At 65.8% G+C, this 23,405-nt stretch carries 22 protein-coding genes; 7 read left to right on the forward strand and 15 right to left on the reverse strand.

Translation table 11 applies throughout. From position 1 onward, the window contains the following. Window positions 1–4: 4 nt before the first annotated feature. The 7 genes from ASC48_RS15245 to ASC48_RS15275 form a co-directional block, all read right to left on the reverse strand. Window positions 5–670 (reverse strand): amino acid ABC transporter permease, encoded by a 666-nt coding sequence (locus tag ASC48_RS15245; protein WP_055456587.1) that lies wholly within the window; start codon window positions 668–670, stop codon window positions 5–7. A 137-nt stretch (window positions 671–807) separates the two neighbouring features. Beyond that, entirely contained in the window at window positions 808–1,728 is a 921-nt protein-coding gene (gene dapA, locus ASC48_RS15250) for a 4-hydroxy-tetrahydrodipicolinate synthase (RefSeq protein ID WP_055456588.1), read from the reverse strand. 18 nt (window positions 1,729–1,746) lie between these two features. Next, a complete protein-coding gene (locus ASC48_RS15255; RefSeq protein WP_055456589.1) occupies window positions 1,747–2,490 on the reverse strand; it encodes a dihydrodipicolinate reductase C-terminal domain-containing protein in 744 nt (247 codons plus the stop codon). A 79-nt stretch (window positions 2,491–2,569) separates the two neighbouring features. Next, a complete protein-coding gene (locus ASC48_RS15260) occupies window positions 2,570–3,991 on the reverse strand; it encodes an aldehyde dehydrogenase family protein (RefSeq protein WP_055456590.1) in 1,422 nt (473 codons plus the stop codon). Continuing rightward, window positions 3,988–5,376 carry an FAD-dependent oxidoreductase gene (locus ASC48_RS15265; protein ID WP_244270078.1) on the reverse strand — a complete coding sequence of 463 codons (1,389 nt, stop codon included), beginning with the start codon at window positions 5,374–5,376 and terminating at the stop codon, window positions 3,988–3,990. Before ASC48_RS15265 ends, ASC48_RS15260 begins: the two co-directional genes overlap by 4 nt. Then, window positions 5,363–5,635, reverse strand: coding sequence for a 2Fe-2S iron-sulfur cluster-binding protein (locus tag ASC48_RS15270; protein ID WP_055456592.1), 273 nt, complete (start codon window positions 5,633–5,635; stop codon window positions 5,363–5,365). The genes ASC48_RS15265 and ASC48_RS15270 overlap by 14 nt, the downstream gene beginning before the upstream one ends. Beyond that, window positions 5,632–6,813 carry an NAD(P)/FAD-dependent oxidoreductase gene (locus tag ASC48_RS15275; RefSeq protein WP_055456593.1) on the reverse strand — a complete coding sequence of 394 codons (1,182 nt, stop codon included), beginning with the start codon at window positions 6,811–6,813 and terminating at the stop codon, window positions 5,632–5,634. The genes ASC48_RS15270 and ASC48_RS15275 overlap by 4 nt, the downstream gene beginning before the upstream one ends. Before the next feature lie 149 nt (window positions 6,814–6,962). Between ASC48_RS15275 and ASC48_RS15280 the strand changes: the two genes are divergently transcribed. Next, window positions 6,963–7,892: a LysR family transcriptional regulator gene (locus ASC48_RS15280; protein ID WP_055456594.1), complete on the forward strand. Its 930-nt coding sequence runs from the start codon at window positions 6,963–6,965 to the stop codon at window positions 7,890–7,892. A 330-nt stretch (window positions 7,893–8,222) separates the two neighbouring features. After that, on the forward strand, window positions 8,223–9,047 hold the full coding sequence (locus tag ASC48_RS15285) for a transporter substrate-binding domain-containing protein (protein ID WP_055456595.1): 825 nt from the start codon (window positions 8,223–8,225) through the stop codon (window positions 9,045–9,047). A gap of 180 nt (window positions 9,048–9,227) precedes the next feature. Here ASC48_RS15285 and ASC48_RS15290 read toward each other — a convergent pair whose 3' ends face one another. Beyond that, entirely contained in the window at window positions 9,228–11,264 is a 2,037-nt protein-coding gene (locus tag ASC48_RS15290; protein WP_055456596.1) for an NADH:flavin oxidoreductase, read from the reverse strand. 123 nt (window positions 11,265–11,387) lie between these two features. Between ASC48_RS15290 and ASC48_RS15295 the strand changes: the two genes are divergently transcribed. Continuing rightward, window positions 11,388–12,050 (forward strand): TetR/AcrR family transcriptional regulator, encoded by a 663-nt coding sequence (locus tag ASC48_RS15295; protein ID WP_055456597.1) that lies wholly within the window; start codon window positions 11,388–11,390, stop codon window positions 12,048–12,050. Window positions 12,051–12,167: 117 nt separating this feature from the next. Here ASC48_RS15295 and ASC48_RS15300 read toward each other — a convergent pair whose 3' ends face one another. Together ASC48_RS15300 and ASC48_RS15305 are read right to left on the reverse strand one after the other, a co-directional pair. Further along, window positions 12,168–13,343 (reverse strand): trans-sulfuration enzyme family protein, encoded by a 1,176-nt coding sequence (locus ASC48_RS15300; protein ID WP_055456598.1) that lies wholly within the window; start codon window positions 13,341–13,343, stop codon window positions 12,168–12,170. A gap of 75 nt (window positions 13,344–13,418) precedes the next feature. Then, a complete protein-coding gene (locus ASC48_RS15305; protein WP_072242652.1) occupies window positions 13,419–14,459 on the reverse strand; it encodes a sensor domain-containing diguanylate cyclase in 1,041 nt (346 codons plus the stop codon). Between the two features lie 436 nt (window positions 14,460–14,895). Between ASC48_RS15305 and ASC48_RS15310 the strand changes: the two genes are divergently transcribed. The 4 genes from ASC48_RS15310 to ASC48_RS15325 are packed head-to-tail and all read left to right on the forward strand — an operon-like array spanning window position 14,896 to window position 17,577. After that, entirely contained in the window at window positions 14,896–16,092 is a 1,197-nt protein-coding gene (locus ASC48_RS15310) for an IS256 family transposase (protein WP_055456600.1), read from the forward strand. Window positions 16,093–16,139: 47 nt separating this feature from the next. Next, a complete protein-coding gene (locus ASC48_RS15315) occupies window positions 16,140–16,958 on the forward strand; it encodes an SMP-30/gluconolactonase/LRE family protein (protein WP_082440155.1) in 819 nt (272 codons plus the stop codon). 44 nt (window positions 16,959–17,002) lie between these two features. Further along, window positions 17,003–17,278, forward strand: a complete 276-nt coding sequence (locus ASC48_RS15320; protein WP_055456602.1) for a type II toxin-antitoxin system CcdA family antitoxin — start codon at window positions 17,003–17,005, stop codon at window positions 17,276–17,278. After that, complete coding sequence (locus ASC48_RS15325) at window positions 17,278–17,577, forward strand: CcdB family protein (RefSeq protein ID WP_050475324.1); 300 nt, start codon at window positions 17,278–17,280, stop codon at window positions 17,575–17,577. The genes ASC48_RS15320 and ASC48_RS15325 overlap by 1 nt, the downstream gene beginning before the upstream one ends. Window positions 17,578–17,784: 207 nt before the next feature. On the opposite strand, the gene ASC48_RS15330 is transcribed toward ASC48_RS15325, so the two are convergent. Genes ASC48_RS15330 through ASC48_RS15350 form a run of 5 tightly spaced genes read right to left on the reverse strand, consistent with a single transcriptional unit; the run spans window position 17,785 to window position 23,319 of the window. Continuing rightward, window positions 17,785–18,387 (reverse strand): dual specificity protein phosphatase family protein, encoded by a 603-nt coding sequence (locus tag ASC48_RS15330; protein ID WP_072242655.1) that lies wholly within the window; start codon window positions 18,385–18,387, stop codon window positions 17,785–17,787. Further along, a complete protein-coding gene (locus ASC48_RS15335; protein ID WP_055456604.1) occupies window positions 18,384–19,517 on the reverse strand; it encodes an MBL fold metallo-hydrolase in 1,134 nt (377 codons plus the stop codon). The genes ASC48_RS15330 and ASC48_RS15335 overlap by 4 nt, the downstream gene beginning before the upstream one ends. Further along, the gene (locus ASC48_RS15340; protein WP_082440156.1) at window positions 19,505–21,232 is read right to left on the reverse strand and encodes an ABC transporter permease; all 1,728 of its coding nucleotides are present in this window, start codon (window positions 21,230–21,232) and stop codon (window positions 19,505–19,507) included. The genes ASC48_RS15335 and ASC48_RS15340 overlap by 13 nt, the downstream gene beginning before the upstream one ends. Window positions 21,233–21,235: 3 nt before the next feature. Continuing rightward, a complete protein-coding gene (locus tag ASC48_RS15345) occupies window positions 21,236–22,198 on the reverse strand; it encodes an ABC transporter substrate-binding protein (RefSeq protein ID WP_055456605.1) in 963 nt (320 codons plus the stop codon). Window positions 22,199–22,242: 44 nt separating this feature from the next. After that, a complete protein-coding gene (locus ASC48_RS15350; protein ID WP_055456606.1) occupies window positions 22,243–23,319 on the reverse strand; it encodes an ABC transporter ATP-binding protein in 1,077 nt (358 codons plus the stop codon). Window positions 23,320–23,405: the final 86 nt, after the last annotated feature.

Consider the following 23,405-nt stretch of genomic DNA (forward strand, 5'->3'; position numbering starts at 1 on the left):
TCCTTCAATCGCTCACGCGCAGCCGCTTTTCCACCCGGTCGGCGATCTGCGTCACGGGCAGAAGCACCGCGATGTAGAGGACGGCCATGACCGTGTAGGATTCGAGCGGGCGGTAGGTCTGGCCGTTGACGACGGCCGCCATGTAGGCCAGGTCGGCCACCGAGATCACCGACACCAGCGAGGTGTTCTTGAACTGGATGACGGACTGGTTGATGAAGGACGGCAGCATCCGTTTCAGCGCTTGCGGCAGGATGATGCGCTGCATCGACTGCCAGGGGCTCATGCCGATGGCCGCTGCCGCCTCACGCTGGCCCCGGTCGATCGAGACGATGCCGCCCCGGAAGATCTCCGCATAAAAGGCCCCGACATAGAGCGACAGGGTCAGCATGGCGGCCACCCGGTTGTCGATGGTTCCGCCCACCAGCAGCGGGAAGGCGTAATAGAACCACAGCAGCTGAACCAGAAGCGGCGTGCAGCGGAAGATTTCCTGATAGGTGCGGGCGGTCAGGTCGAGCACCTTCCAGCCGGAGAGGCGCATGGCGCAGGTGAGAAAGCCGATCAGCACCCCGAACAGGATGGAACCCGCTGTGTAGAGGACGCTGATCCAGAGCCCCCACAGGAACAGATCCCTGTACTGCAAGGCGGAGTGAAAATCCCAGGTGTAGGTCACGATCCGCCTCCTGTTCTGCCGGGGGCCGGCGCATGTGATGTGTCAGTCATTCTGGTCCCTCTGGGTCTTCCGGTTCTTGTGTTTCTTGGCCGCCCGGCGGTCTTTCCACCGCCGGGCACGGCAGGCGCCTTGCCGGGTCAGCAGGCGCTGCCGGAAAAGCTGCCGGATGCCGAGCCGAAACGGCTCAGAACGGCGGCAATGGTCTGGCGGCTCCGGTCGGAGACGGGCACCATCGGCAGGCGCATCTCGGGTCCGGCGAGATTGGCGAGGGCGAGAGCCGCCTTCACCGGACCGGGATTGGACTCGATGAACATGCTGCCGGCAAGCTCCGCGACCAGTTCATGCACCGCCAGCGCACGGGCCGTGTCGCCCTGTTCCCACGCCTTCACCAGCTCCACCATCTCGCGCGGGGCGATGTTGGAGACGACGCTGGTGACACCGCAGGCGCCGAGCGACAGGAACGGCAGCGTCAGGCCATCGTCGCCCGAATGAATGATGAGGCGGCTGCCGCAGGCCTGCCGCAGCTCCGTCACGCGGGAAGGGGAGCCGCCCGCTTCCTTGATGGCAACGATATTGGCGTGCATGTCCATCAGCCGGGCGCAGGTTTCCGGCGCAATCTCGACGCCGCAGCGGCCGGGCACAGAATAGAGCACCACCGGCAGGGAGGTTGCCTTCGCCACGGCGCTGTAATGGGCGATGAGGCCTGCCTGCTCCGGCTTGTTGTAATAGGGGGTCACGACGAGCACGCCATCGGCCCCGGCAGCTTCCGCCCGGCGGACCTTTTCCACGGCCTTTGCCGTGTCATTGGCGCCTGCGCCCGCAAGGATGAAGGCGCGGCCCCGGGCCAGTTCCACCGTCCGGCGGATCAGGTCTTCGGCTTCCGCATCGGACAGGGTTGCCGCTTCGCCGGTGGTGCCCACGGGCACAAGGCCCGTGACACCGGCTGCAAGCTGGCGTTCCACCAGGGTGGCATAGGCATCATGGTCAATGCTGCCATTGCGGAACGGGGTGACGAGGGCGGTGAAGACACCGCGGAAGCGGTCAGAAAGCTGTGTCATGGGGCTCTCCCGTGGAAGTCATGTGGTTTGGGTGTCGGCGAGCGTGTAACGCCCGGGGTCTGGTCTGGCCGTGCGGAGCCAGCTGGCGGCAGCCATTGCGCCTTCGGCATAGGCTGCCAGTGTGTGAACCTGATAGGTGAGCGTCAGCCCGGCGGACCCCAGGTCAAAGCGCACCTCGTTGATGCCGGTGACATCGCCCTCGCGGTTGATGGTGATGTCCGGTTCGCTTGCAGCAAAGCCCATGGCCTTGCTCCGCGCCTTTCGCACGGTTTCCGCCAGCCAGCGGGAGGTGCCGGATGCTTCGGCTTTCTTGCGGGCGTGATAGACCTCCCGCACCGTGGCTTCGGCGCCCGGCATGGTGCTGGCAAAGCGTGCTGCGCACAGGCGGAAAGCCTCAAAGCCAAGGGCGAAATTGGCGCTGATCACCATCGGCCGGTGGGCGGACCAGCCGGTCAGCTGGTCCTCCTGCGCCCTGGAAAAGCCCGTCGTGCCGATGACGCAGGGCAGCGGGCTGCTGCCGATCTGCTCCTGCAGCCAGAGTGAGGCGGCGGGCGCCGAGAAGTCGATGATCACATCGCAGCGGGTGTTCATGGCCGCTTCTGCGGGCCGGTATTCCAATGCGCCGCCCGCCACCGGCTGCCCCACATGGCGTGAGGTGGGCGAGACAAGCGCGGCCACCAGTTCCAGCCCCGGACTGGCCAGCACCAGTTCCACCAGCTTTGTGCCGGTACGGCCGGATGCTCCGAAGATCGAGATCCGCATTGCTCCTGCTCCTCCTGCCAGCTCTGGCGATGCTGGCGCGTCATGCCTTGACATTGTTCATGCCCTGCGCGGGCTGGCGTCAGTCGATCACCACCTTGGTTTCGGACATCTCCCGCAAGGTGATGCGCACGCCCTCGCGGCCCAGCCCGCTGCGCTTGATGCCGCCGAAGGGCACATGTTCGGCGCGGAAGTCCGGCCCCTCGTTGATCATGACACCGCCCACCGCCAGCTCGCGGGAGAACAGCTTCACCAGCGAATGGTCATTGGTGAAGACTCCGGCCTGCAGGCCATAGTCGCCCGCATTCACCTCGCAGATGGCGGCCGCCGGATCGCGGAAGCTGCGGATGGCGATGACCGGCCCGAAGGTTTCCCCAGCAATGACCGGAGCATCGGCAGCCACATTGCGCAGGACCGTGGGGGCCACGAGCGTGCCCTCGCGGGTGCCACCGGCCAGCAGCCTTGCGCCGCCCGCAAGGGTCTGGCTGATCCGGCTCTCCACCAGAGCGGCTGCCGCCTCGTCGATGACCGGACCCATCACCGTCTCCGCCAGCCGGGGATCGCCTGTGCTTATGCGTGCGACTTCGGCCAGCAGCCGGGCGGTGAATTCCTCTTCGATGTCCTCATGCAGGTAGAGCTTCTTTACAGCCGCGCAGCTCTGACCGGCGATTTCAAAGCGGTGGCCGATGGCCGTGGCCACGGCCCGGCCGAGATCCGCATCCGGCAGCACAAACAAGGGGTCATTGCCGCCCAGTTCCATCAGGCACCGCACCAGTCCGCTGGCCGCCTTCAGCGCAAGGCCGGCCGCCGGGCCGCCGGTGAAGGACAGAAGGTCGATGGGCGCGCGGGCCAGCGACAGCGCCGTTTCAGCGCCGCCATGCACCACCTGAAACAGCCCGTCCGGCCAGCCCGCCTTTGCGGCGAGATCACAGAGCATCGCGGCTGCGAGCGGGGCTTTGGGGGATGGCTTGGCGATCACCGCATTGCCCGCGGCAATGGCCGGCCCGAGCTTGTGGCACAAGAGGTTGAGCGGATAGTTGAAGGGCGTGATGGCCCCGACAACGCCTACCGGCTGATAGGTGACGGTGGCCAGCCGGTCGGCGCCGCCCTCGACGATGGCGCAATGCAGGGTCTCTCCGTCAAGGAAGGTGGCTGCATCGCCCGAGAGCCGCAGGGTGTTCTGGGCCCGGCGCACTTCATTGCGGGCTTCCGTGATGGTCTTGCCCATCTCGTTGCAGATGGTCCGGGCCAGTTCTTCCGCATGGGCGGCAATCTGCGCGGCGAGTGACTCCAGCAGCTTGCGGCGCAGCGCCGGGGTGGAGTGCCGGAAGTCGGCCTGCGCCTTGCGGGCGCGGGCGAGGGCGGCGAGAACCTCCGCTCCGGTGCTGACCGGCACTTCGCCTGCGAGTGCCCCATCAAAGGGATTGCGCACCTCGATGGCTGCAGTGCTGGCAGGGGAGAGGGTTGGGGAGAGGGTTGGAGCGGTCTGGACCGGCAGTGTCATTGTGTGGCCTCTTCAGCGTGGTCAGCCTTGCCGGGCTCGGGCCGGATCAGGCTGGAAATGGGAACAGGGCGGACAGGCCAGCGGTGGCCGGTGATCGTGGAAACGGGCAGGCTGCTGCCGGTCAGTCCGGCCACTGCGGCGGCGGTGTTGGCGGCGCAGAACCGGCCCTGGCAGGCGCCCATGGCAAAGCGCCCGTTCAGCTTCAGCTCACGGCCGGAGAGGCCGGGGTCTGAGGTGAAAAGCTCGCGCAGATCGCCCATTGTCCTGCCTTCGCAGCGGCAGAGCACGGTGTCATCGGGCAGGCGGTTGAAATGCTCCGGTCCGTCTTGCGCTGCGAAGACGCGGGCGATGAGATCCTGCATCTTCCCGTATCGGCTCGCCGCGGTTCTCAGCCGCTGCTGCAGGCGCTCCGCAGGCTCTGTCCGGCCTGCGAGCACGTCAAGGCAGATCTGCCCGGCGGTCTCTCCGCTGCACGCGGCGGCAGGGGCGCCGAGGGCCTGACGGCAATCCCCGGATTGCAGCACCAGCGGATGGCCGGGCGTATTTTGCGAACTGCCTGAAGGGGCAAGGCCGAAGCTGTTTTCGGCAAGGCCGTCATGCAGCGCGACGCGGTCTGCGGCCAGCGTATGAACCCGGCCATGCCGGTCCTGCCACTGCGCCGCAAGGCCGCCTGCCGCCGTTTCGATGCCGGTCAGCCTTGCCCCCCTGTGCCAGGGCACACGGGCGGTGAGAAGGGAGGCCACATAGCCGCCGGCCTCCAGACAGAGGCCGGGCCAGCGCAGCAGGCCGAGCCCCGCGCGGAGTTGCCGAAAGGGATCACCAGCCTCAATGACCGTAAGCGGCGGGGTGCCGAGGCGGACAAGCTGGGCGGCCACGGCCAGCAGCAGCGGGCCGGATCCGGCCAGAACGGTGCGGCCTGCCGGGGCTCTGCCCGTTTCCTTCATCATCACCTGCAACCCGCCAGCCGTCATCACGCCGGGAAGCGTCCAGCCGGGGCGGGGCAGCACGCGCTCCACGGCCCCGGTGGCAAGGCACAGGATGCGGCAGCGGAAGGTCTTCACCTGACCGGCCTTCCGGTCCTCCAGCATGACAAGGCCGTCCGCATCAAGGCCAAGATAGAGGTGTTCCGGCAGGCGCTGGATCGCGGGTGTGTTTTCAAGGCCCGCAAACAGCCGTTCCCGCAGGCGCTTCTGCGCTCTGGCGAGGGACACCGGCGGCACGCCGGGAATGGCCATGCGGAAGATGGCGCCGCCGGGGCCGGGCCGCTGGTCCGCCAGCAGCACGCTGGCACCGCCGCGCGCTGCGGTGATGGCGCAGGCCATTCCCGCCGGGCCGCTGCCGATGACGATGACATCGTGAAAGGACTGGCCGTCAGCCTGCATCATTGCCTCCTGCGCTGGCAGGCGTCACCGGCCGGACCTCGCTGCCGCTGCGGGCGGGGGTGAGGCAGGCCTCGCGGATGGTGCCATCAACCAGCACGGCACAGGCCTGACAGGCACCGATACCGCAGAAATAGCGGGCGGGCTGGCCATTTGCGTCTGTGCCGAGGTGCAGAATGCGGGCCGCTGTCAGCGCCGCTGCAATGGTTTCGCCCGGCCGGAAGGGGACGGTCTCGCCGCACCAGAAAAAGCTCGGGCCAGTCATGCGGCAAACCTCAGGCTGGCGAAGCGGTCCGGTGCGAAGGGGGCCAGATCCAGCTCCGGCTCCCGGCCGCAGATGAGTGCCGCCATGGCCTTGGCCACCACCGGGCCCAGGCAGATGCCGTCGCCCTCAAAGCCGGTGAGAATGTAGCCATTGGTGCAGCCGGGCAGGCGCCCGGCAAGTGGAAGGGCATCGGCAACGGCTGTGCGCGCTCCCGCGAAGCTGCGCAGCAGCCGCAAGTGGGCAAGGCCCGGCACCAGATCTGCGGCCTGCCGCAGCATGGTGCTCACGGCCTCAAGGTCCGTCTGGCGGGTGTCGCCGTGGTCCTCACGCGTGCCGCCGATGAGAAACTGTCCTGTCCGCAGCGGGTCGATGACAAGGCCGAAGCCGCGCTGGTCCCTGGCGCCTGCCGCCTTCTGGCTGCCTTTCGACAGGAGATAGCGGCCCGACATGATCGAGCCCGGCATGCCGGCACTCAAAGCCCGGTCCCGCTCGGTGACCAGGAGCTGGCCCTTGCGCGGGGTCAGCACACCGGAAAGGCCGAGCAGGGCGGAGGTGCCGTTGCCGGTGGCGATCAGCAGCGCGCCGGCATTGAGGGTGCCTTTGCTGGTGTGCACGCCGATGATGCGGCTGCCATCGGCGCAGGTCAGGAGGCCTTCCACCTTGCAGTTCCGGTGAACCGTGGCCCGCGATGCGCTCAGCAGCCGGTGGACGACCTGATAGCCGATGGCGTGACCCTCGCCATGCACTTCCAGCACAAGGCAGGCAGCGGGCGAAAGCGCGGGGAACCGGCGGACGATCGCGGGGCCGGAGAAGGCGGTGACCCTGATCCCGGCGCTGGCAAGGGCGGCCCCGTGCCGCTCCAGCACCGCCTCTTCCTCAGCCGTTGATGCCACGATGAAGGTGGAGCGCTCGTGGAATTCGGCGGCCAGCAGCCCGTCCTGCGCCAGTGACCGGTAGAGCGCGATGCCTTCAAGGGCCGCGCTCATCAGCGGGCCCGGCCGCTTGCTGGCGACGGAGACCGCACCATCCGACGCACCCGAGGCCCCGGCCGCAGGCATTGCCGCGTCGAGAACTTCGACGTTCAGGCCCTGCCGGGCGAGGAAATAGGCAGCCGCACTCCCGGCAATGCCGGCCCCGGCGATGATGATGGGAGAAGTCTGCGCGAGCGGCGTGTCCACCGTCTGGTCCCCTTGTTCTGACTTGCCTCCAAGTGTGAGGCGGCAGACGGGGCAGCGTCGATACAAGAACACAGCATTCCCTGTTCCTGAATTTTGTATCGGCGAACTCATTTCCGGCCATTATGGCGGAGGGAGAGAGGTAGACCAGCATGGCCAAGATCAGCCTGACACTCATTCAGACTTTCTACGAAGTCGCCCGCCACGGCTCGTTTTCGGGCGCCGCGCGGGAGCTTAATCTGAGCTATCAGTCCGCCGCCAATCATGTGCGGCGGCTGGAGCAGCTGCTGAACGGGCGGCTGATCGAGACCGAGCAGGGCGCCAAGCGGATCACCCTCACGCCAAGGGGGGTGATGCTCTACAACCTGCTCTATCCGGAACTCGACATCATGCTGGAGCGGCTGACGAAGCTGATCGAGAACCAGCGGACGGCGCTGCGGGTCGGCATGCCGCAGGCGATCTTCTTTTACCTGTTTCCGAAGGTGCTGAGCCGTTTCCGCGCCCAGTTTCCCGACATGGAATTCGCCGTCTACGAGCGCGATACGGTCCTTGCCGAACTGGTGAAGAACGGCAGTCTCGACATCTGCATCTCCGAACGCTACTTCGGCGATCCCGTGGTGCCGCAGCGGCAGCTTGGCACCTACCGGCTCGCCCTGGTCTATCCGCAGTCCTGGGGCGCCCCGCCCGAGGTGCGCGACATTCCCCGCTGGGCGCGGGACAAGCCCTTCATCACCTTCGAGCCGGGCCAGACCCTGCGCAATCTGACGATGGATTTCCTCAGCCGTGACGGGGCCAAGGTCCAGCCCACGATCACCGCCTCCGGCAGTTCCAGCGTCAAGCGCTGCGTGGAGGAGGGGCTGGGCTTTTCGATCATCCCCGAATGGTGCCTGCTGCCCGAGGATCAGGGCATCACCAGCCTGCGCCTCACCAACCTGCCGGAGGTGCGGGTCTATTTCGGCACGGCCGGTTTCCTGCAGAAACATCAGGCCGTGCAGCAGCTGTTTGATGACTGCCGCAAGGAACTGGTCGGCCCGATCCTGGAGGCGCCACGCGGCATCGAACTCAACTATCCGGTTCGGTAGGACGGATCGGCATTCAGCGGCCCGCGTCACGCTGCGCCAATTCCCCCCCCCCCCCCCCGCGCCGCCCGGGCCTTGTGCCGGGGCCTGTAAGGCTGTCACTGCGTCTCAGAGACGGGCAAGGTTTTCATCCGGCACTTTTCTCTGCGGCGGGGGTGGTGAGGCTCGGGCAGCGCTGCACATATAAAAAACAGGATAAGGGCGGCCTCTTCCTTAGTATTGTTCAATCCTGCGCCGCAGCTAGGCTGAAACACGGCCAGTAGTGCTGCCGCTCCACTGGAAGATGTGGAGCAGGCAAAAGCAATTCCAGGGGAACAACGGAGGCCCGGCAACATGAACTTTCTTGCAAAACTCTGCGGCATCGCCGCCATGGCGCTGGCAGCGGGGACCGCTGCAGCCAGTGCCGGTACGATTGATGATATTCGCGCCCGCGGTGTCCTGCGCATTCCGGCCATCCTCAATGAGGTGCCCTATTTCAACAAGGACCCGCGCACCGGTGAATGGCAGGGCTTCGTCATCGACATGGCCAGCGACATTGCCAAGACGCTGGACGTGAAGCTGGAAGTGGTGGAATCGAGCTGGTCCAACGCCATTCTCGACGTGCAGAGCGGCAAGGTGGACATGGCCTTCGCCGTCACCGCAACGCCGGTTCGTGCCATGTCCGTGTCCTTCTCGGACCCCACCTATTACAACAGCTTCATCATCGTGTCGGCCAAGGACGAGCTGACGGGCAAGACCTGGCAGGATCTCAACGACCCCAAATACACCTTCGCGGTGGACATGGGCTCGGCGCAGGACCTGATTACCCAGCAGTATCTGCCCAATGCCAATATTCTGCGCTTCAAGACACGCGACGAGGCGATCATCGCGGTCACCACCGGCAAGGCGGATGGCCTCGTCAACACCATGCTGAACGGTCTGGTGATTTCGAAGAAGGCTCCGGCTGTCGGCACCGTGAAGGTTCCGGTTCCGGTGCTCTCGACCCCTTCCGTGATCGCGCTGAACTATGGCACCGACGAAACCTTCAAGAGCTTCGTCTCCGCCTGGGCCGAATATAACCGCCGCATCGGCAACAACCAGACCTGGATCGTGAAGAGCCTTGAGCCCTTCGGCATCACCTTGACCGATATGCCCGAGGGCTTCGGCTTCGGTGGCTGATCAGGCATCAGGCCAAAACACCATGCAGCACCCCGCCACAAGCGGGGCGCCTTGCGTTTGGGGGAGGTTTATCCCTTTGCCTCCCCTCTGAACCGCTCAAGCAGCTCTGGCGGCTCAGAAGCCCCATGTCTGCGGCCAGATCCGGCAGGCCGATGAAGACGCCGTCCACCCCGCCCCCGCTCACATGTCCTTCACCAGCCGCAGCGCATCATAGATGGCGGCGTGGGTGTTGCGGGAGGCGACGGCGTCGCCGATGCGGAAGAGCTGGAAGGTGCCTTGCGGATTTCGCGTGATCTCCTGCGGCTGGCCCGCGATCAGCGCCTCGTACGACACCTGCCCAAGATTGGACGACAGCGGCTTCAGCTCGAAATAGAGACCGGCCAGTGGCAGGGTGCCGTGGTTGACGACCACCTGATCCACCGTCCGCGTCTCGCTGGCCCCGCCGTAATCGCTGCCCAGATGGGCGGTGAGCAGGTTGCCCTGCCGCTCCACCGCCAGCAGCCGCCAGGTGACGGTGAAGCGCGTGCCGAGCTTTTGCAGGCTGCGCATGTAGGGCACCAGGTTCATGGCCATCACTTCCGGCGCAAAGCTGCGGTCGGGGGTCATGATCTCGACGCTCGCGCCCGTCCTTGCGATGAGTTCCGCCGCCTGCAGGCCGGTGTGGTCGCCCGCATCGTCATAGACCAGCACCTGCCGTCCGGGTTTTGCATCGCCGGAGAGAATGTCCCAGGCGGAGACCACCAGATCATTGCCCGCACTCAGAACCTCAGTATCCGGCAGGCCGCCGGTGGCGATGATCACCACATCGGGGCTTTCTGCCAGAACATCGGCGCTTTCCGCCCAGGTGTTGAAGCGGAAGGAGACGCCGAGCCGCTCGCATTCGGCCATGCGCCAATCGATGACCGGCAGCATCTCCCGCCGCCGTTCGCTCTGTGCGGTCAGGCGGATCTGTCCGCCGGGCCGGGCGGCGGCCTCGAACACGGTCACCTCATGCCCGCGCTCACCGGCCACCCGTGCGGCTTCCAGCCCGGCGGGGCCTGCGCCCACGATCACCACCTTGCGGCGGCGCGTGGCGGGGGCGATGTCATGCGGCATCGTCTCCTCGCGCCCGGTGGCGGCGTTGTGGATGCAGAAGGCACGGCCGCCCTGATAGATCCGGTCGAGGCAATAATTGGCGCCGGTGCAGGGGCGGATGCGCTCTTCCTGCCCGGCGATGATCTTGCGCACCAGATGCGGGTCGGCCATGTGGGCGCGGGTCATGCCGGCGAGGTCCACCTTGCCGCTGGCCACCGCATGGCGGGCGGTGGCAACATCGGGAATGCGCGCGGCATGGAAGGTCGGCAGCTGCGTCTCCGCCCGGATGCTGCCGGCAAAATCCAGATGCGGCGCGCTGGCCATGCCCTGAATGGGGATCACGTCCGTCAGGCCAGCATCCGTATCGATATGGCCGCGCACCACGTTGAGGAAGTCCACAAGGCCGCTGTCCTTCAGGCGGCGGGAGATTTCCAGCCCGTCCTCCGGCGTAAGTCCGCCATCCAGCCGCTCATCGCCCGTGTAGCGGATGCCAACGATGAAATCCGGCCCGGTGCGCTTGCGGATCTCGCGCAGCACGTCGAAGGCAAAGCGCAGCCGGTTGTCGAGGGAGCCGCCATAGGGGCCGTCCAGCGTGTTGGTCAGCGGTGACCAGAACTGGTCCATCAGATGGCCATAGGCTTCCAGCTCGATGCCATCCATGCCGCCGGCCTGCATGCGCTCGGCCGCATCGCCATAGTCCTTGATGATGCGCTCGATGTCCCAGTCCTCCAGCTGCTTGGGGAAGGCCCGGTGCGCGGCCTCCCTCGCATGGGAGGGGGAGACGACGGGCAGCCAGTCGCCCTTGTCCCAGCGGGTGCGGCGGCCCAGGTGGGTGAGCTGGATCATGATGGCCGCGCCCTGCTCATGCACCGCGTCCGTCAGCTCCCTTGTCCATTTTACCACCTCGTCCTTCCAGGCGAGGATGTTGTTGAACACGGGCGGGCTGTCGCGCGATACGGCGGCGGAGCCTGCGGTCATCGTCATGGCCACCCCGGCCTTCGCCCGCTCCACGTGATAGGCCCGGTAACGGCTCTTGGGCATGCCGTCTTCCGGATAGGCCGGCTCATGCGAGGTGATGATGATCCGGTTGCGCAAGGTGAGATGCTTGAGCTGGAACGGCTGAAGAAGCGGGTCGCTGGACATGGGTCTTGGCCTCTCTGGAAGGGCGGTTTTCTTCAGCAGAATGGAAATGTTCACCAGTGTCAAGTTTCAGTGCATGAGTGTCGTTTTCTTTGACGGGCCTGCGCCATCTGCTAGATTTGCGGGATGAAACAGGACACTGACATCACGGGCGAAACCGGCATCCCGGCGGAAACCGGCTGGCGCGGCTCTGCCGACCTGTGGCTGGATGCGGCGCTTGAGGCGCTGCTGGAAGCGGGCGTGGAGGCGGTGAAGATCCAGCCTCTGGCAAAGAAGCTCAATCTGTCGCGCACCAGCTTCTACTGGTTCTTCAAGGACCGGGAGGCGCTTCTGGCCGCGCTGGTGGCGCGCTGGCGGGAGAAGAACACCGGCGCCATCCTCCGCCAGACGGGCGCCTATGCGGAGACGCTGGCCGAGGCGATGCTGAATGTCATCGACTGCTGGCTCGACCCGGCGCTGTTCGATTCACGTCTGGAATTTGCGCTGCGCAGCTGGGCGCTGCAATCGCCGGACATTCTGAAGGAGGTGCAGGAGGCCGACCGCCTGCGGCTGGAGGCGCTGACGGGCCTCTTCACCCGCTTCGGCATCAGCGGCACAGAAGCGGACGTGCGCGCCCGCACGGTCTATCTCACCCAGACCGGCTACATCTCCATGCAAACCCGGGAAGACCTCCCCACCCGCATGCACCGCATTCCCGCCTATGTCACCATCTTCACCGGCCAGCCCCCGACCTCGCGCGAACTGGCAAGGTTTCACGCAAGGCACGGGTTTGTACCTGCTGCCTCATGAAGAAAGTGCTTGTTCCGGACTGATGGCCATCTGCAGGCTATTGATTTGTATAGATCCGCGGCACAAGGGCGAGGACGGCGGCGGAGAGCCGAAGGCTTGTCAGCAGTCTGGGCGCCTTCACCCGCCCGTCTTCTCCCTGATCCTCTCCAGCAGCGCGTCCACGTCGGCCATGAGGTCACGCGGGTCTTCGAGGCCGGTGCTGATGCGCAGGGCGGAGCGGGTGTGCTGCCAGCGGGGGCTGGTCCGGTCCTCGCGGATGGGCTGCGGCGCCATCAGACTGCGGCTGCCGCCCCAGGAGGCGCCGATGGCGAAGGTGGTGAGGCCGTTGAGGGCAGGGGCCACATGCGGCAGCGCCTCAGGGCGGAACAGCACGGAAAACAGGCCGCTGACCCCGGCAAAGTCCCGCTTCCAGACGTCATGGCCGGGGCATTCCGGCCGCGAGGGCAGCAGCACGGCTTCCACCAGATCGTCGGCGGCAAAGCGGGCGGCCAGCTCCTGCGCCACCCGTCCGGCATGGGCAAGGCGCAGGGGCATGGATTCCATGCTGCGCAGGATGTGGCTGGCATCATCGGGCGATACGCCGACGCCATAACGGCCGAACTGGCTGCGCAGCTCCTGCGCCAGCGCCGGTTCGCGCACGCTGATGGAGCCCATGAGAATGTCCGACGTGCCGGAGAAATATTTGGTCAGCGCCTCGGTGACGATATCGGCGCCGTGCGCCAGCGGCTTGAACAGCAGCGGCGTTGCCCAGGTGTTGTCGCAGGCGACCAGTGCGCCGGAGCGGCGGGCGAGCGCGGCAATCGCGGAAATATCCTGCACTTCCATGGTGGTGGAGCCGGGGGATTCGCACCAGACGAGCCCGGTTTCCGGCGTCAGCCGCGCTTCCAGATCCGGCAGGGAAAGCGGATCGAAGAAGTCCACGGTGATGGACTGGCGGGCAAGGTCCTGCAGCGCGAAGTCCCGCACCGGCGGATAGCAGGATTCGGTGATGAGCACCTTCTGCCCCGGCTTCAGCACCGCCAGCATGGCAAAGGCGTTGGCGGCCTGTCCGGAGGGGGCGAGGAAGGTGTGGAAGCCGCCCTCCAGCGCGTTGATCCGCGCTTCCAGCGCCCGCGTCGTCGGCGTGCCATGAAGCCCGTAGCTGTAGCCATCCAGCCCCCGCTCGCCGCGGCTTGAGAAGGCCTCCGCTGTGTCAAAGACGATGGTGGACGCCCGGTGCACCGGCGTGGTGAGGCTTGCAAAGCCCTCCTCGCGCACATCCGGCTTCACCACGCAGCGGGTCATGTCATGCATTTTCAGGTCTCCTGTTCCGGCGGGCAGGAAACCACGGCGCGGTGGCGGCCGTCCAGCATCCGGTGCGGCGCGCGGTTATTGAGACTTGCCGTAAAACGGCTCTGCGGCGGCAAGATCCCACGAACAGACAACGCAGTTGCGCCCGCGCTCCTTGGCCGCATAGAGGGCGGCGTCGGCGCGCCGGAGGGCGTGCTTGATGCTGGCTTCGCCCTCTTGCACCATCGTCACGCCAAAGCTGGCGGTAATGCCCGCAGTCTCCGGCAGATATTTCGACAGCCGGTCGCGGGGCATGGCGGCAATGCGCTGCTGCAGGCGCCGCGCCACCTTCTCCGCCACATCGGGCGCTGTGCCGGGCAGCAGGACGGAAAACTCCTCGCCGCCGATGCGGGAGAAGACGTCCTGCTCGCGCAGGGACGACTGGCAGGTGCGGCTGACTTCCTTCAGCACTTCGTCGCCGGCCGCATGACCATAGGTGTCATTCAGCTGTTTGAAGAAATCGAGATCGAAAACGATCAGCGCATTCCGCTGCCTGTCTGCGGCGCCACTTCCGTTTCCGCTTCCGTTTCCGGCGGACAGGATGGCACGGCTGCGCCGCTCGAAGGCGCCGCGGCCGGGAACGCCGGTCAGCCAATCATGGTCAGCCACCCGGCGCAGTTCCAGATTGTGCATGACGATGGCAGCCAGCTGCTGCAGGATGTCCTCGTCGCGGGGGGTGAAGCGGCGGGGCTTGCGGTCGAAGACGCTGAGCGTGCCGATCCGCGCGCCGCCGGGGGCAATCAGCGGCGCACCGGCATAGGCGCGCAGGTGGTCCGGGCCGGTGACATAGGGGTTGTCCCGCGTCCGCTCGTCCGCCAGGGCGTCGGCGATCAGCAGCGCCTTGTCCGAAAGCACGGTGAAGCGGCAGATTGCATGCTCAAGCGGTGTCTGCCGCTGGTCAAAGCCAGGATGGGACTTGAACCATTGCCGGTCCTTGTCGATGAAGCAGATGACGGCCGCGGGCGCATCGAAGATCGTGCGCGCCAGTTCGGTGATCCTGTCGAACCCGGCTTCATAACCGCTGTCAAGGATCTGATAGCCATCCAGAACCTTCTGCCTGTCCACGTCCTGCAATCCCATTCGTCCCTCCAGACTGCCCGGACGAGCATAATGCGGACTGCTTAAAAACTGTTCCATCTGAGGCAGGAAAACTGTCCGGGGGGCTGGTTTTTCCCGGTGGTGGACAGGTTTGAGGATACTGCGTGAGCTGCGCTGAAGCTTGTGTGAAGCTTGCCGGGGCGTCAGATGCAACCAGAGGACAATCGATAAGTTGCTTTACAGGCGTACCTGGCAAAAGTACGAGGGCGTCCAAGTTCCGGTTGTAAGAGGCTGACGGCCGGTACACTCAGGACGTGCAGCGGAAGCCTGGGCAGGTGTCTTCCGCTGAGTGGAAATCACAAGGAAGATACGCCTTGTTTGGTAGTGTGCTGAGAGTTCTGCAAATTCGCTGAGAGATGGCGGTCATGGCAGACTGGTGTTGTTCAAGTTCACCGTTTCCCGTGGAAGGAACGCCGCCATGACCAAGTCCAAAGGTAAGACCGCCAGCGCCAGCGTCAAAGAGATTCTGCTTTCGCACCCAGACGGCCTGCGCAATGTGATCCGCGCCGTCATGCAGGAGGTTCTGGAAGCAGAGATGGACGAGGCGCCGGGAGCGGCGAAGAGCGAGCGGACGCCGGAGCGTCTGGGCTATCGCTCGGGCCATTACAGCCGCACGCTGGTGACGCGTGTGGGCAAGCTGGAGCTCAGAGTGCCGCAAGACCGGCAGGGCCGCTTCTCAACCGAACTGTTTGAGCGCTACCAGCGCTCGGAGCGGGCCTTGGTTGCGACACTGGCGGAGATGTATGTGCAGGGCGTATCGACGCGCAAGGTCAAGGCCATCACGGAAGAGCTGTGCGGCCATGCTTTCTCGGCCTCTTCAATCTCGGCCATCAACAAGCGCCTCGACGAAAGCCTTGCCGCCTTTGCCGGGCGCCCGCTTCATGAGCCCTTTCCTTACCTCATCCTCGATGCGCGCTACGAGAAGGTGCGGGAGGCAGGCGTCGTCATGAGCCAGGCGGTGCTGATTGCGGCCGGCACCGACTGGGACGGACGGCGCCAGATCCTGGCCGTCGGGATGGCCAATCGCGAGAGCCGCTCGGCCTGGCGGGACTTCCTCGCCGGCCTGAAGGCGCGCGGCCTCAAGGGCGTCGAGCTGGCCGTGTCAGACGATCACCCCGGCCTGGCCGCAGCGATCGGCGAGGTGATCCCTGAGGCCGCATGGCAGCGCTGCTATGTGCATTTCCTCAGGAACGCGCTCGACCATCTGCCGAGAAAGCATGGTGACGACTGCCTGCAGGAGCTCAGGTGGCTCTACGACCGCCGGGATCTTGACGAAGCAAAGGCTGATCTTGCCGCATGGCTCGCCAAATGGTCGCCCCGCTACCCGCGGCTGACAGCATGGGCCGAGGAGAACATCGAGCAGACACTGACATTCTTCCGGCTGCCGCGCCAGCACCACAAGCATCTGAAGTCCACCAACATGCTCGAGCGCCTCAACGAGGAGATAAGACGCCGAACCTATGTCGTGCGCATCTTCCCCAACACCGAAAGCTGCCTGCGCCTCGTCAGGGCCCTAGCTGTCGAAACCAGCGAAAACTGGATGGAGGCCAACCGCTACATCAACATGGACGATCTCAAGGAGCACAAAAAGCTCCAACTCCGAAAAGCAGCATGACTAGATTCATGACCGCCCAAATTTGCAGAACTTGACGCACACGACCCATCCGTGACGGGCGGGTTCACTGGGTGGATATTCCCAACCAGCGCCTGTTGCGGATGCAGCCGGACGGGCAGGGGCTGACGCAATGGGATCTGCCGGTCAAGGTCAGCGCGCTGGTGCTGGCCGCAGACGGCGGTTTCATGGCTGCCACGTCACGCGGCTTTGCGCATCTGGCATTGGAAGAGACCGGCCCCGTTTTCCGCTTCGGCCTGGGCCCCGAGTTGCCGGACGGCTGGCGCATGAATGACGGGGCCTGCGACCGGCAGGGGCGGTTCTGGGCCGGGTCGCTGTCACCGCGCCCGGCGGAGGACGGCCAGTGCGGCGAGCTTTTCAGTCTGGATGCCGGGGGCAAGGTCAGCGCGCGTGGCGGGCGCTTCCGGGTGCAGAACGGCCTTGCCTGGAGCCCGGACGGGCGGCGCATGTATGTCTCGGACTCGCATGTTTCCAACGTCCACGTGACGCGCTTCGACTTTGACCCGGAGACGGGCGACCGCTCCAATCCGCAGCTTTTCGCCAGCCACGCGCTGCTGGGCGGCAGGCCGGACGGGGCGGCCATGGATGTGGACGGCTGCTACTGGATTGCCGCCAGCGACAGCGCCCGCATCCTGCGGCTGACGCCGGAGGGGCGGATTGATGCGGAAATCCATGCGGATGTGCCCAACCTGACGAACCTGTGCTTCACCGGCCCGGACCTGCGCACCGCCGTCATCTCCTCCCTCAACAACGGCACCTCCGGCGGCGGCATCTACGCCGTGCATCTGCCGTTTCAGGGGCTGGCAGAGCCTATGTGGCGGGGGGCGAGTTTGGCTTGCCTTGTCTGATCATGCGCATATATGATGCACATAAAGGATGAGGAGTGCGCGTGATGGCTGTTGATACGACCGAGAGCAAGTCCGGCCGCGCATTGAGTGGCTTTGGGCGTGGCAAGCGGGCCGTGAATCTGTCTCTGGACCCGGCCCTGCTGGAGGAGGCAAGGGCCATGGATCTGAACCTGTCTCAGGCTGCGGAAGAGGGGTTGCGGCAGGCTGTGTCGCGGATGCGCGCGGAAATCTGGCTCCGGGAAAATGCTGCCGCGCTCGAAAGCTCGAACGCCTGGGTGGAAGAAAATGGTCTGCCGCTGGACCAGTACCGGCAATTCTGATGGCAAGGTTCGACGTTTATCCGGACCCATCAGGACGCGGTTATCTGCTGGATGTTCAGGCAGGCGTACTTGAGGCCTTGAGCACCCGTATGGTGGTGCCGCTTTTCCCGGAAGACCGGGCGCCCTTGCCCGCCCGCCGGCTCAATCCGGTTTTCGGGATCGCCGGAGTGCGGCATGTGATGGTGACGCAGTTCATGGCATCGGTGCCGCGATCACTGCTGCGCCAGCCCGTCATGAACCTTGCTGCACACGATGTGGAGATCAGCAACGCGCTCGACATGCTGTTTTCCGGATTCTAACGGCAAGTCATCCTGGAGCCTTGGCAGCGGCGCCTTTTCTGCCTTCGTGGGCTAACTGATCACGCATCGTGCAGAGGACTTGCCGCAGCGCCCTTCTCACCCTCAAGGGGGGAAGAGGAACTGGAGCCAGACTGTCAGTCCGGAAAAATCACTGCCGGTTCAAGGGCACTGAACGCCCGTCCCAGCCGGCAAATCCTTCCCCCACCCTCAAAACTTCGCAGGTGCGAAGATGCGAAGTCCGGTGGAGAGGTGGGCGAGGGCGTCGCGGGCGAGGGTGAGCATGGCGGGTTGCGGCTGGTTGCTGCCAAGGCCGCGCACTTGCCGCACGTGGTTGATGGCGCTGTCGAAATCGGCAAAGCGCTCCGGCAGGGCGAGGTGCAGATAGAGCGCGATGACGGTCGCCGAGCGGCTGCGCCCGCCGCGGCAGTGGACCAGCACATGGCCGCGCCGGTGGGGCGGGTAATGCGGCTTGCCGGGGCTGTCCTGCGTCAGCATGCCATGCAGCGCCATGACGCCCGCCAGCAGATGCTGCGGCGCGTTGCCCGGCCCGTCGATGAGGCCGATGTGGGTGCGGCGGATGGTGGTGCCATCGGAAAGGGTCAGCGGTGCCATCTCCACATTGACCGCAAGGTTCATGGTGGACGTGATGCCCTCATTGAGCAGCAGGGCCGGATCATCCGCCGCCACCTTGTTGCCGATGAACAGGCTGGCGCCGTGGGGGCCGAGGCCGCTTACCACTTCACACAGCACCGGCAGGCGGTCCTCTTGTTCTTCCGGCAGAAGCGCGCTGGAGGGGGGCATGCGGGTCATATCGATCTCCTGACCGGCTGCACCGGTCCCAATTGCAGGTCAAGTTCCGGCCCGAAGACAAGGCTGCGGCCAGTGTGCAGCCTTTTGCCAAGGGCGGCGGTGAGTTTGGGCATGGCTTCGGGCGCGGCAAAGGCAGGCACCACATGGCAGGCGCGGGTGTGGTCCGCAAGCCAGAGCGTGTCCTTGAGGCGCGGATGCACATTCCAGCCAAGCCATTCGGCCTGGCCCCGCGCCAGCAGATCAGCGGCCGGCGTGCCGGGGGGAACGTGGCTGGAAAAGACGAAACGGAACCCCTCGTCCGCCCGCGCCAGCAGGCTGGCGGCAAGGCCGGATTCCGCATTGGCCTCAGTACTGACGATCACATCCGCGGGCTGATAGGCCCCGCTGCGCCCGGCGCTGGCAAGAAGCGCTGCCAGCTCTTCCCGTGTGCCGGGATGGCAGATGCGCGAGGGTGTCCGGGCAAGGGCCATCATTTCGGCTAGAACCACCGGGCAGGCGCGGGGCTTCAATCCCTCACGGGCCAGCGCCAGCACCACTTCCGGGCCGCGCCCGGCGGAGGGCACGGGCAGCACCGCGCCGCCGCGCACCGCCTCTGCCATGAGGCTGATCTGGTCCGCAAGGCTGGTGTCCCGGTCGCCATAGGAGGCGTCGGTGACGAGGCAGGCGGCGCGGGGCGGCGGGTCAAAGGCGAGAAGGCCGGACTCCGGCGTCCAGTCGCCCATGTAGAGAAAGCCGCAGTCCGCCGCCACATGCAGCCAGATACCGCCCGGCGCATGGCCGCTCCGGCCCGTGGTGATGGCAAGCCCCGCCACTTCCGCAGTTCCGGAGAGCGGCAGCAGGTTGCGCGTGGCCTGCGGCAGCACCGCTTCCGGGATCTGCGCGAAGGTTTCCGCTGTGGCATAGACCGGCGGGCGGCCCAGCCTTGCCCGCAGCTGCAGGGCACCGGCATGGTCCTGATGCGCATGGGAGAGGCACAGGGCATCCACAGGGCCAACACGGCTCACATCCGGCAGCACGCCGGGTTCGGGCCCCTCGCCAAGGTCAAACAGAATGCGGCGGCCGCAGGTTTCCAGCAGAAAGGCTGCGGGCAGCTTGCCGCCCGCGCCGCTGATGATCCTCAGTTCTGCCAAGGCAGGGCTCCCTTGGGCAGACGGGAGGAGAACAGCGAGGCGGTGCCCATCAGCAGCAGCACGGCCACCACCATGAGGCAGCCGACGGCAGCTGCCAGAGTTGAAGCGCCGCCTTCCTCAAGGAAGACGATCATCGGGCCGATGGTGCGGGCGCTGGAGGAGACGAGCAGGATGGAAACCTGGATCTCGTTCAGCGCCGTCATGAAGACGATGATGCCGCCGGCAATGGCAGAAGGGGCAAGCATGGGCAGGATGATGTCCTTCATCCGGGCGAGGAACCCGGCACCGGCAACGCGGCCCGCCTCTTCCAGCGAGCGCTCGATCTGGGCAAAGCCGCCCAGCACGGGGCGAAGGGCGAGGGCGAGGAAGTTGGAGAGATAGGCGGCGAGAATGATCCAGACCGTGCCATAGATGCTGACGTTGATGAAGGGCAGGGGCCTCAGGAAGAAGAGGATCATGGCCACGCCCAGCACGATGCCCGGCAGCGCATAGGCAAGCTCCGCCGCCAGCTGCACCAGCCGCACGGCCGGGCCTTTGTGCCAGCTGAGGAAATAGGCGAGGAACACCGCCATCACCACCAGAATGAGCGTTGCCGCCAGCGTCAGGCCGAAGCTGGTGAGAAAAGCCTGCCGGATCGAGGCATGATGCAGCAGCGCATTGGCATAGTTCTTCAGCGTCAGGCTGGCGAATGTCAGCTCCTGTCCGAAGCCGCTGACCAGCGACGTGGTGACGAGGGCCGAGAGCGGCAGCAGCAGGGTGAGGACGAGGAAGATCCATGCCCCGGCTTCCGCAATGATGCGGCCCCTGCCGAGGGAGAAGGTGACCGGCTGGCCGAGCCCATCGACCCGGAGATCCCCGCGCCGGGCCATCCATCCGGCAAGGCCGAGGCCGGCCACGGTGAGGGCGGAGAGCAGCAGGGCGAGTGCGGCCATATCGGACAGGGCCGAGGGGCCGTAGCTGTTGAGCTGCTGGTAGATGAGGGTGATCAGCGTCGGGAAGCGGGCCGGGATGCCCAGCATCGCCTGAATGCCGAAATTGCCGATGGCCGAGACGAAGGCGAGCGCGGCACCGGCCATGATGCCGGAGCGGGCGAGCGGCAGGAGGATGGTGAAGAGCATGCGCCGGTTTCCGGCCCCGGCAGCGCGGGCGGCCTCCGCCAGGTTCTGCGGAATGCGGCGCAAGGTGGCGCGCACGGTCAGGAACACCAGCGGTGCATTATAGAGCCCCAGCAGCAGGATGATGCCGGTGGCGGAGAACAGCGGGTGTCTTGCTCCCGCAGGCAGGGCAAGGCCGAGCGCGCCCAGCAGCGGGCTCGACGGCGAGAAGGCCTGCACCCAGGCAAGGGCGGTGACCTGCGGCGGGATCATCAGCGGCAGCACGAAGCAGAAGATCCACGCCGTCTTGCCGCGCATGTTGGTGTGCACGGTGAGGATGGCCGCGAGCGTGCCAAGGGCAACCGCGATCACCGAGGACAGAACCGCGACCTGCAGCGAATTGAGCGCCGCCGTGATCACCCGGCCCTTGAGATAGAGCGAGGACAGGCGGTCAAGATCGATCACCCCGTCCGGCGCAAGTCCGGCCATGGCGAGGCGGGCGAGAGGGGCGAAGGAAAGCAGCCCGACGAGAATGGCCAGTCCGCCAAGGACCAGCCAGTCGGTGCGCAAGGGGAGCGCCAGACGGCGCCCCCCCGATGCGGACAGGGTGATATCGGACATGCCTCAGCCGCCGAAGATCTCGGTGAACCTGGCGCGGGCGGCAGCGTCGGTTTCGACGGCCTTGTCCGCATCCACCGGCAGCAGCTTGATGGTGTCCAGCTTGGGGAAGCCGGCCGGCGGGGTCATCGCCGGGTCGATCGGCAGGTTGCCCTGCTTCACCACCAGCTCCTGGCCTTCCTTCGACAGCAGGAAGTCGATGAAGGCCTTGGCGGCATCCACGTTCTTGGCCGTGGACATGATGGCGGCCGGTTCGGTGATGAAGGAGACGCCATCCTTCGGGAAGATGAAGTCCACCGGCGAGCCGCTGGCCTTGGCGCGCATCACATCGGCATCGACGACGATGGCATATTTGGCCATGCCGCCGGCGACGGCCTTCAGTGCCGGGCCGTTGCCGCCTTCCGGGGCGATGCCGAGCTTGGCGAGGCCTTCATAGAACTCCCAGCCGATGCCCGGCACGTTGACGACGCTGTGCATGTGGTTGAGCGCAGCGCCCGAATAGAGCGGGCTCGGCACGGCGATCTGGCCCTTGTTGTCTTCGCTCAGCAGCTCTGCCCAGGTTTCGACGGGCTTGGCATTCTGGGTGTTGTAGGCAATGCCGGTGGACATGATCTTCGTGCCGAAGAACATCTTGTCCTTGTCATAGGTGCTGGCGTCATAGCCGTCCACCTTGGCTTCCGGATAGGCCATCAGCAGGCCTTCGGCCTTGAGCTGGCCCAGGTTGATGGTGTCGGCCACCAGCAGCACGTCCGGCTTCACGTCGCCTGCGGTGATTTCGGCGCGCAGCACGTTCATCAGCTGGCTGGTGCCGTTGCGGGTCCATTCCACCTCGATGCCCGGGTTCTTCGCCTTGAAGGCGTCAACCGTCTGCTGGGCAATTTCCGGCGACTGGGAGGTGTAGAGCACCAGCGTTCCGGCGTGAGCCGTGCCGGCCATCAGCATGAGAGCAAGTGCAGAAAGAAGGCGCATGGTCAGATCCTGTCGTCTTTGGGGGGGAAAGCCGGCGGGGCATGTCAGCCCGCATCCGGAATGATCCAGCCGTCTTCGGCCCGGACATGGATGACGCTGCCGGAGGGCAGCGCGAAGTCACCGGGAGCCTGCAGCGTCAGCTGAAGGTCCGGCATGGCGTGGGGGTGGAAATCCACCTGTGTGTGGGAGCCGCGGAAGATCACCTGGGTGATGGTGGCGGCAAAACCGTCTTCAGAACCGGCGGCAAGCGCCAGCTCGCCCGGATGCACGCAGATGCTCACCGCTGCCTGCTGCTGCTGGCCCGAGCGGGCGCGCACCTCGTGCCGGTGGCCGAAAATATCCACCATGGCATGGCCTGCGCGGCCCGAAGGGGTGACATCCGTGCCCGGCAGGATCAGGCCACCGCCGATGAAACGGGCGACCATTTCGTTCTGCGGCTCGCGGTAAAGCTCACGCGGCTTGCCGAACTGCATCACCCGGCCTGCCTCCATCACCGCAATGCGGCTGGCAAGGGCCATGGCCTCGGACTGGTCATGGGTGATGTAGATCATGCTGGCGCCGGTGCGGCGGTGAAAGTCGAGGAACTCGCGCTCCATGGAGGCGCGCAGATGCACGTCGAGATTGGCCAGCGGCTCGTCCAGCAGCATCACGGACGGACTGGCCGCAAGGCAGCGGGCCAGGGCAACGCGCTGGCGCTGGCCGCCGGAAAGATCAGACGGGGCGCGGGTGCCAAGCGCCTCCATGCCGACGGTTGCCAGCGCCTCGCGGCAGCGGCGCGCCCGCTCCGCAGAGCTGACACCGGCCACCTTCAGCGCATAGCCGACATTCTCTTCCACGCTCATGTGCGGCCACAGGGCGTAGTTCTGGAAGACGATGCCGATGTTGCGCTTTTCCGGCGGCAGGCTGGCGGCAGGGGAGGCAACCTCGCGCCCGCCAAGGCGGATGGAGCCCGCTTCCAGCGTCTCGAAGCCCGCGATCAGCCGCAGCATCGTCGTCTTGCCGCAGCCGGACGGGCCGAGAATGGCGACGAATTCCCCGTCGTTGACCGTCAGGGACACCCCGTCCACCACGCGCTTGCCGCCATAGCTCCTGGCAATATCCGTCAGTTCGATTCCAGCCACGTGCCGATCCTGAAAAATTAATAATCTCAGTGACTTAATGCGCTTGATCACAGATAAATCTTGATCTGCACACGTGTGCACATTAC

It is taken from the genome of Pannonibacter indicus (assembly GCF_001418225.1).
GTDB classification, from domain to species: domain Bacteria; phylum Pseudomonadota; class Alphaproteobacteria; order Rhizobiales; family Stappiaceae; genus Pannonibacter; species Pannonibacter indicus.

Coding starts and splice junctions, on each gene's coding strand:
- ASC48_RS15300 (WP_055456598.1), bottom strand. CDS start 13,343: ATGCATGACATGACCCGCTGCGTGGTGAAGCCGGATGTGCGCGAGGAG.
- ASC48_RS15320 (WP_055456602.1), top strand. CDS start 17,003: ATGGCTGTTGATACGACCGAGAGCAAGTCCGGCCGCGCATTGAGTGGC.
- ASC48_RS15345 (WP_055456605.1), bottom strand. CDS start 22,198: ATGCGCCTTCTTTCTGCACTTGCTCTCATGCTGATGGCCGGCACGGCT.
- ASC48_RS15330 (WP_072242655.1), bottom strand. CDS start 18,387: ATGACCCGCATGCCCCCCTCCAGCGCGCTTCTGCCGGAAGAACAAGAG.
- ASC48_RS15260 (WP_055456590.1), bottom strand. CDS start 3,991: ATGACACTGCCGGTCCAGACCGCTCCAACCCTCTCCCCAACCCTCTCC.
- ASC48_RS15280 (WP_055456594.1), top strand. CDS start 6,963: ATGGCCAAGATCAGCCTGACACTCATTCAGACTTTCTACGAAGTCGCC.
- ASC48_RS15340 (WP_082440156.1), bottom strand. CDS start 21,232: ATGTCCGATATCACCCTGTCCGCATCGGGGGGGCGCCGTCTGGCGCTC.
- ASC48_RS15265 (WP_244270078.1), bottom strand. CDS start 5,376: ATGATGCAGGCTGACGGCCAGTCCTTTCACGATGTCATCGTCATCGGC.
- ASC48_RS15305 (WP_072242652.1), bottom strand. CDS start 14,459: ATGGGATTGCAGGACGTGGACAGGCAGAAGGTTCTGGATGGCTATCAG.
- dapA (WP_055456588.1), bottom strand. CDS start 1,728: ATGACACAGCTTTCTGACCGCTTCCGCGGTGTCTTCACCGCCCTCGTC.
- ASC48_RS15325 (WP_050475324.1), top strand. CDS start 17,278: ATGGCAAGGTTCGACGTTTATCCGGACCCATCAGGACGCGGTTATCTG.
- ASC48_RS15270 (WP_055456592.1), bottom strand. CDS start 5,635: ATGACTGGCCCGAGCTTTTTCTGGTGCGGCGAGACCGTCCCCTTCCGG.
- ASC48_RS15310 (WP_055456600.1), top strand. CDS start 14,896: ATGACCAAGTCCAAAGGTAAGACCGCCAGCGCCAGCGTCAAAGAGATT.
- ASC48_RS15290 (WP_055456596.1), bottom strand. CDS start 11,264: ATGTCCAGCGACCCGCTTCTTCAGCCGTTCCAGCTCAAGCATCTCACC.
- ASC48_RS15255 (WP_055456589.1), bottom strand. CDS start 2,490: ATGCGGATCTCGATCTTCGGAGCATCCGGCCGTACCGGCACAAAGCTG.
- ASC48_RS15285 (WP_055456595.1), top strand. CDS start 8,223: ATGAACTTTCTTGCAAAACTCTGCGGCATCGCCGCCATGGCGCTGGCA.
- ASC48_RS15295 (WP_055456597.1), top strand. CDS start 11,388: ATGAAACAGGACACTGACATCACGGGCGAAACCGGCATCCCGGCGGAA.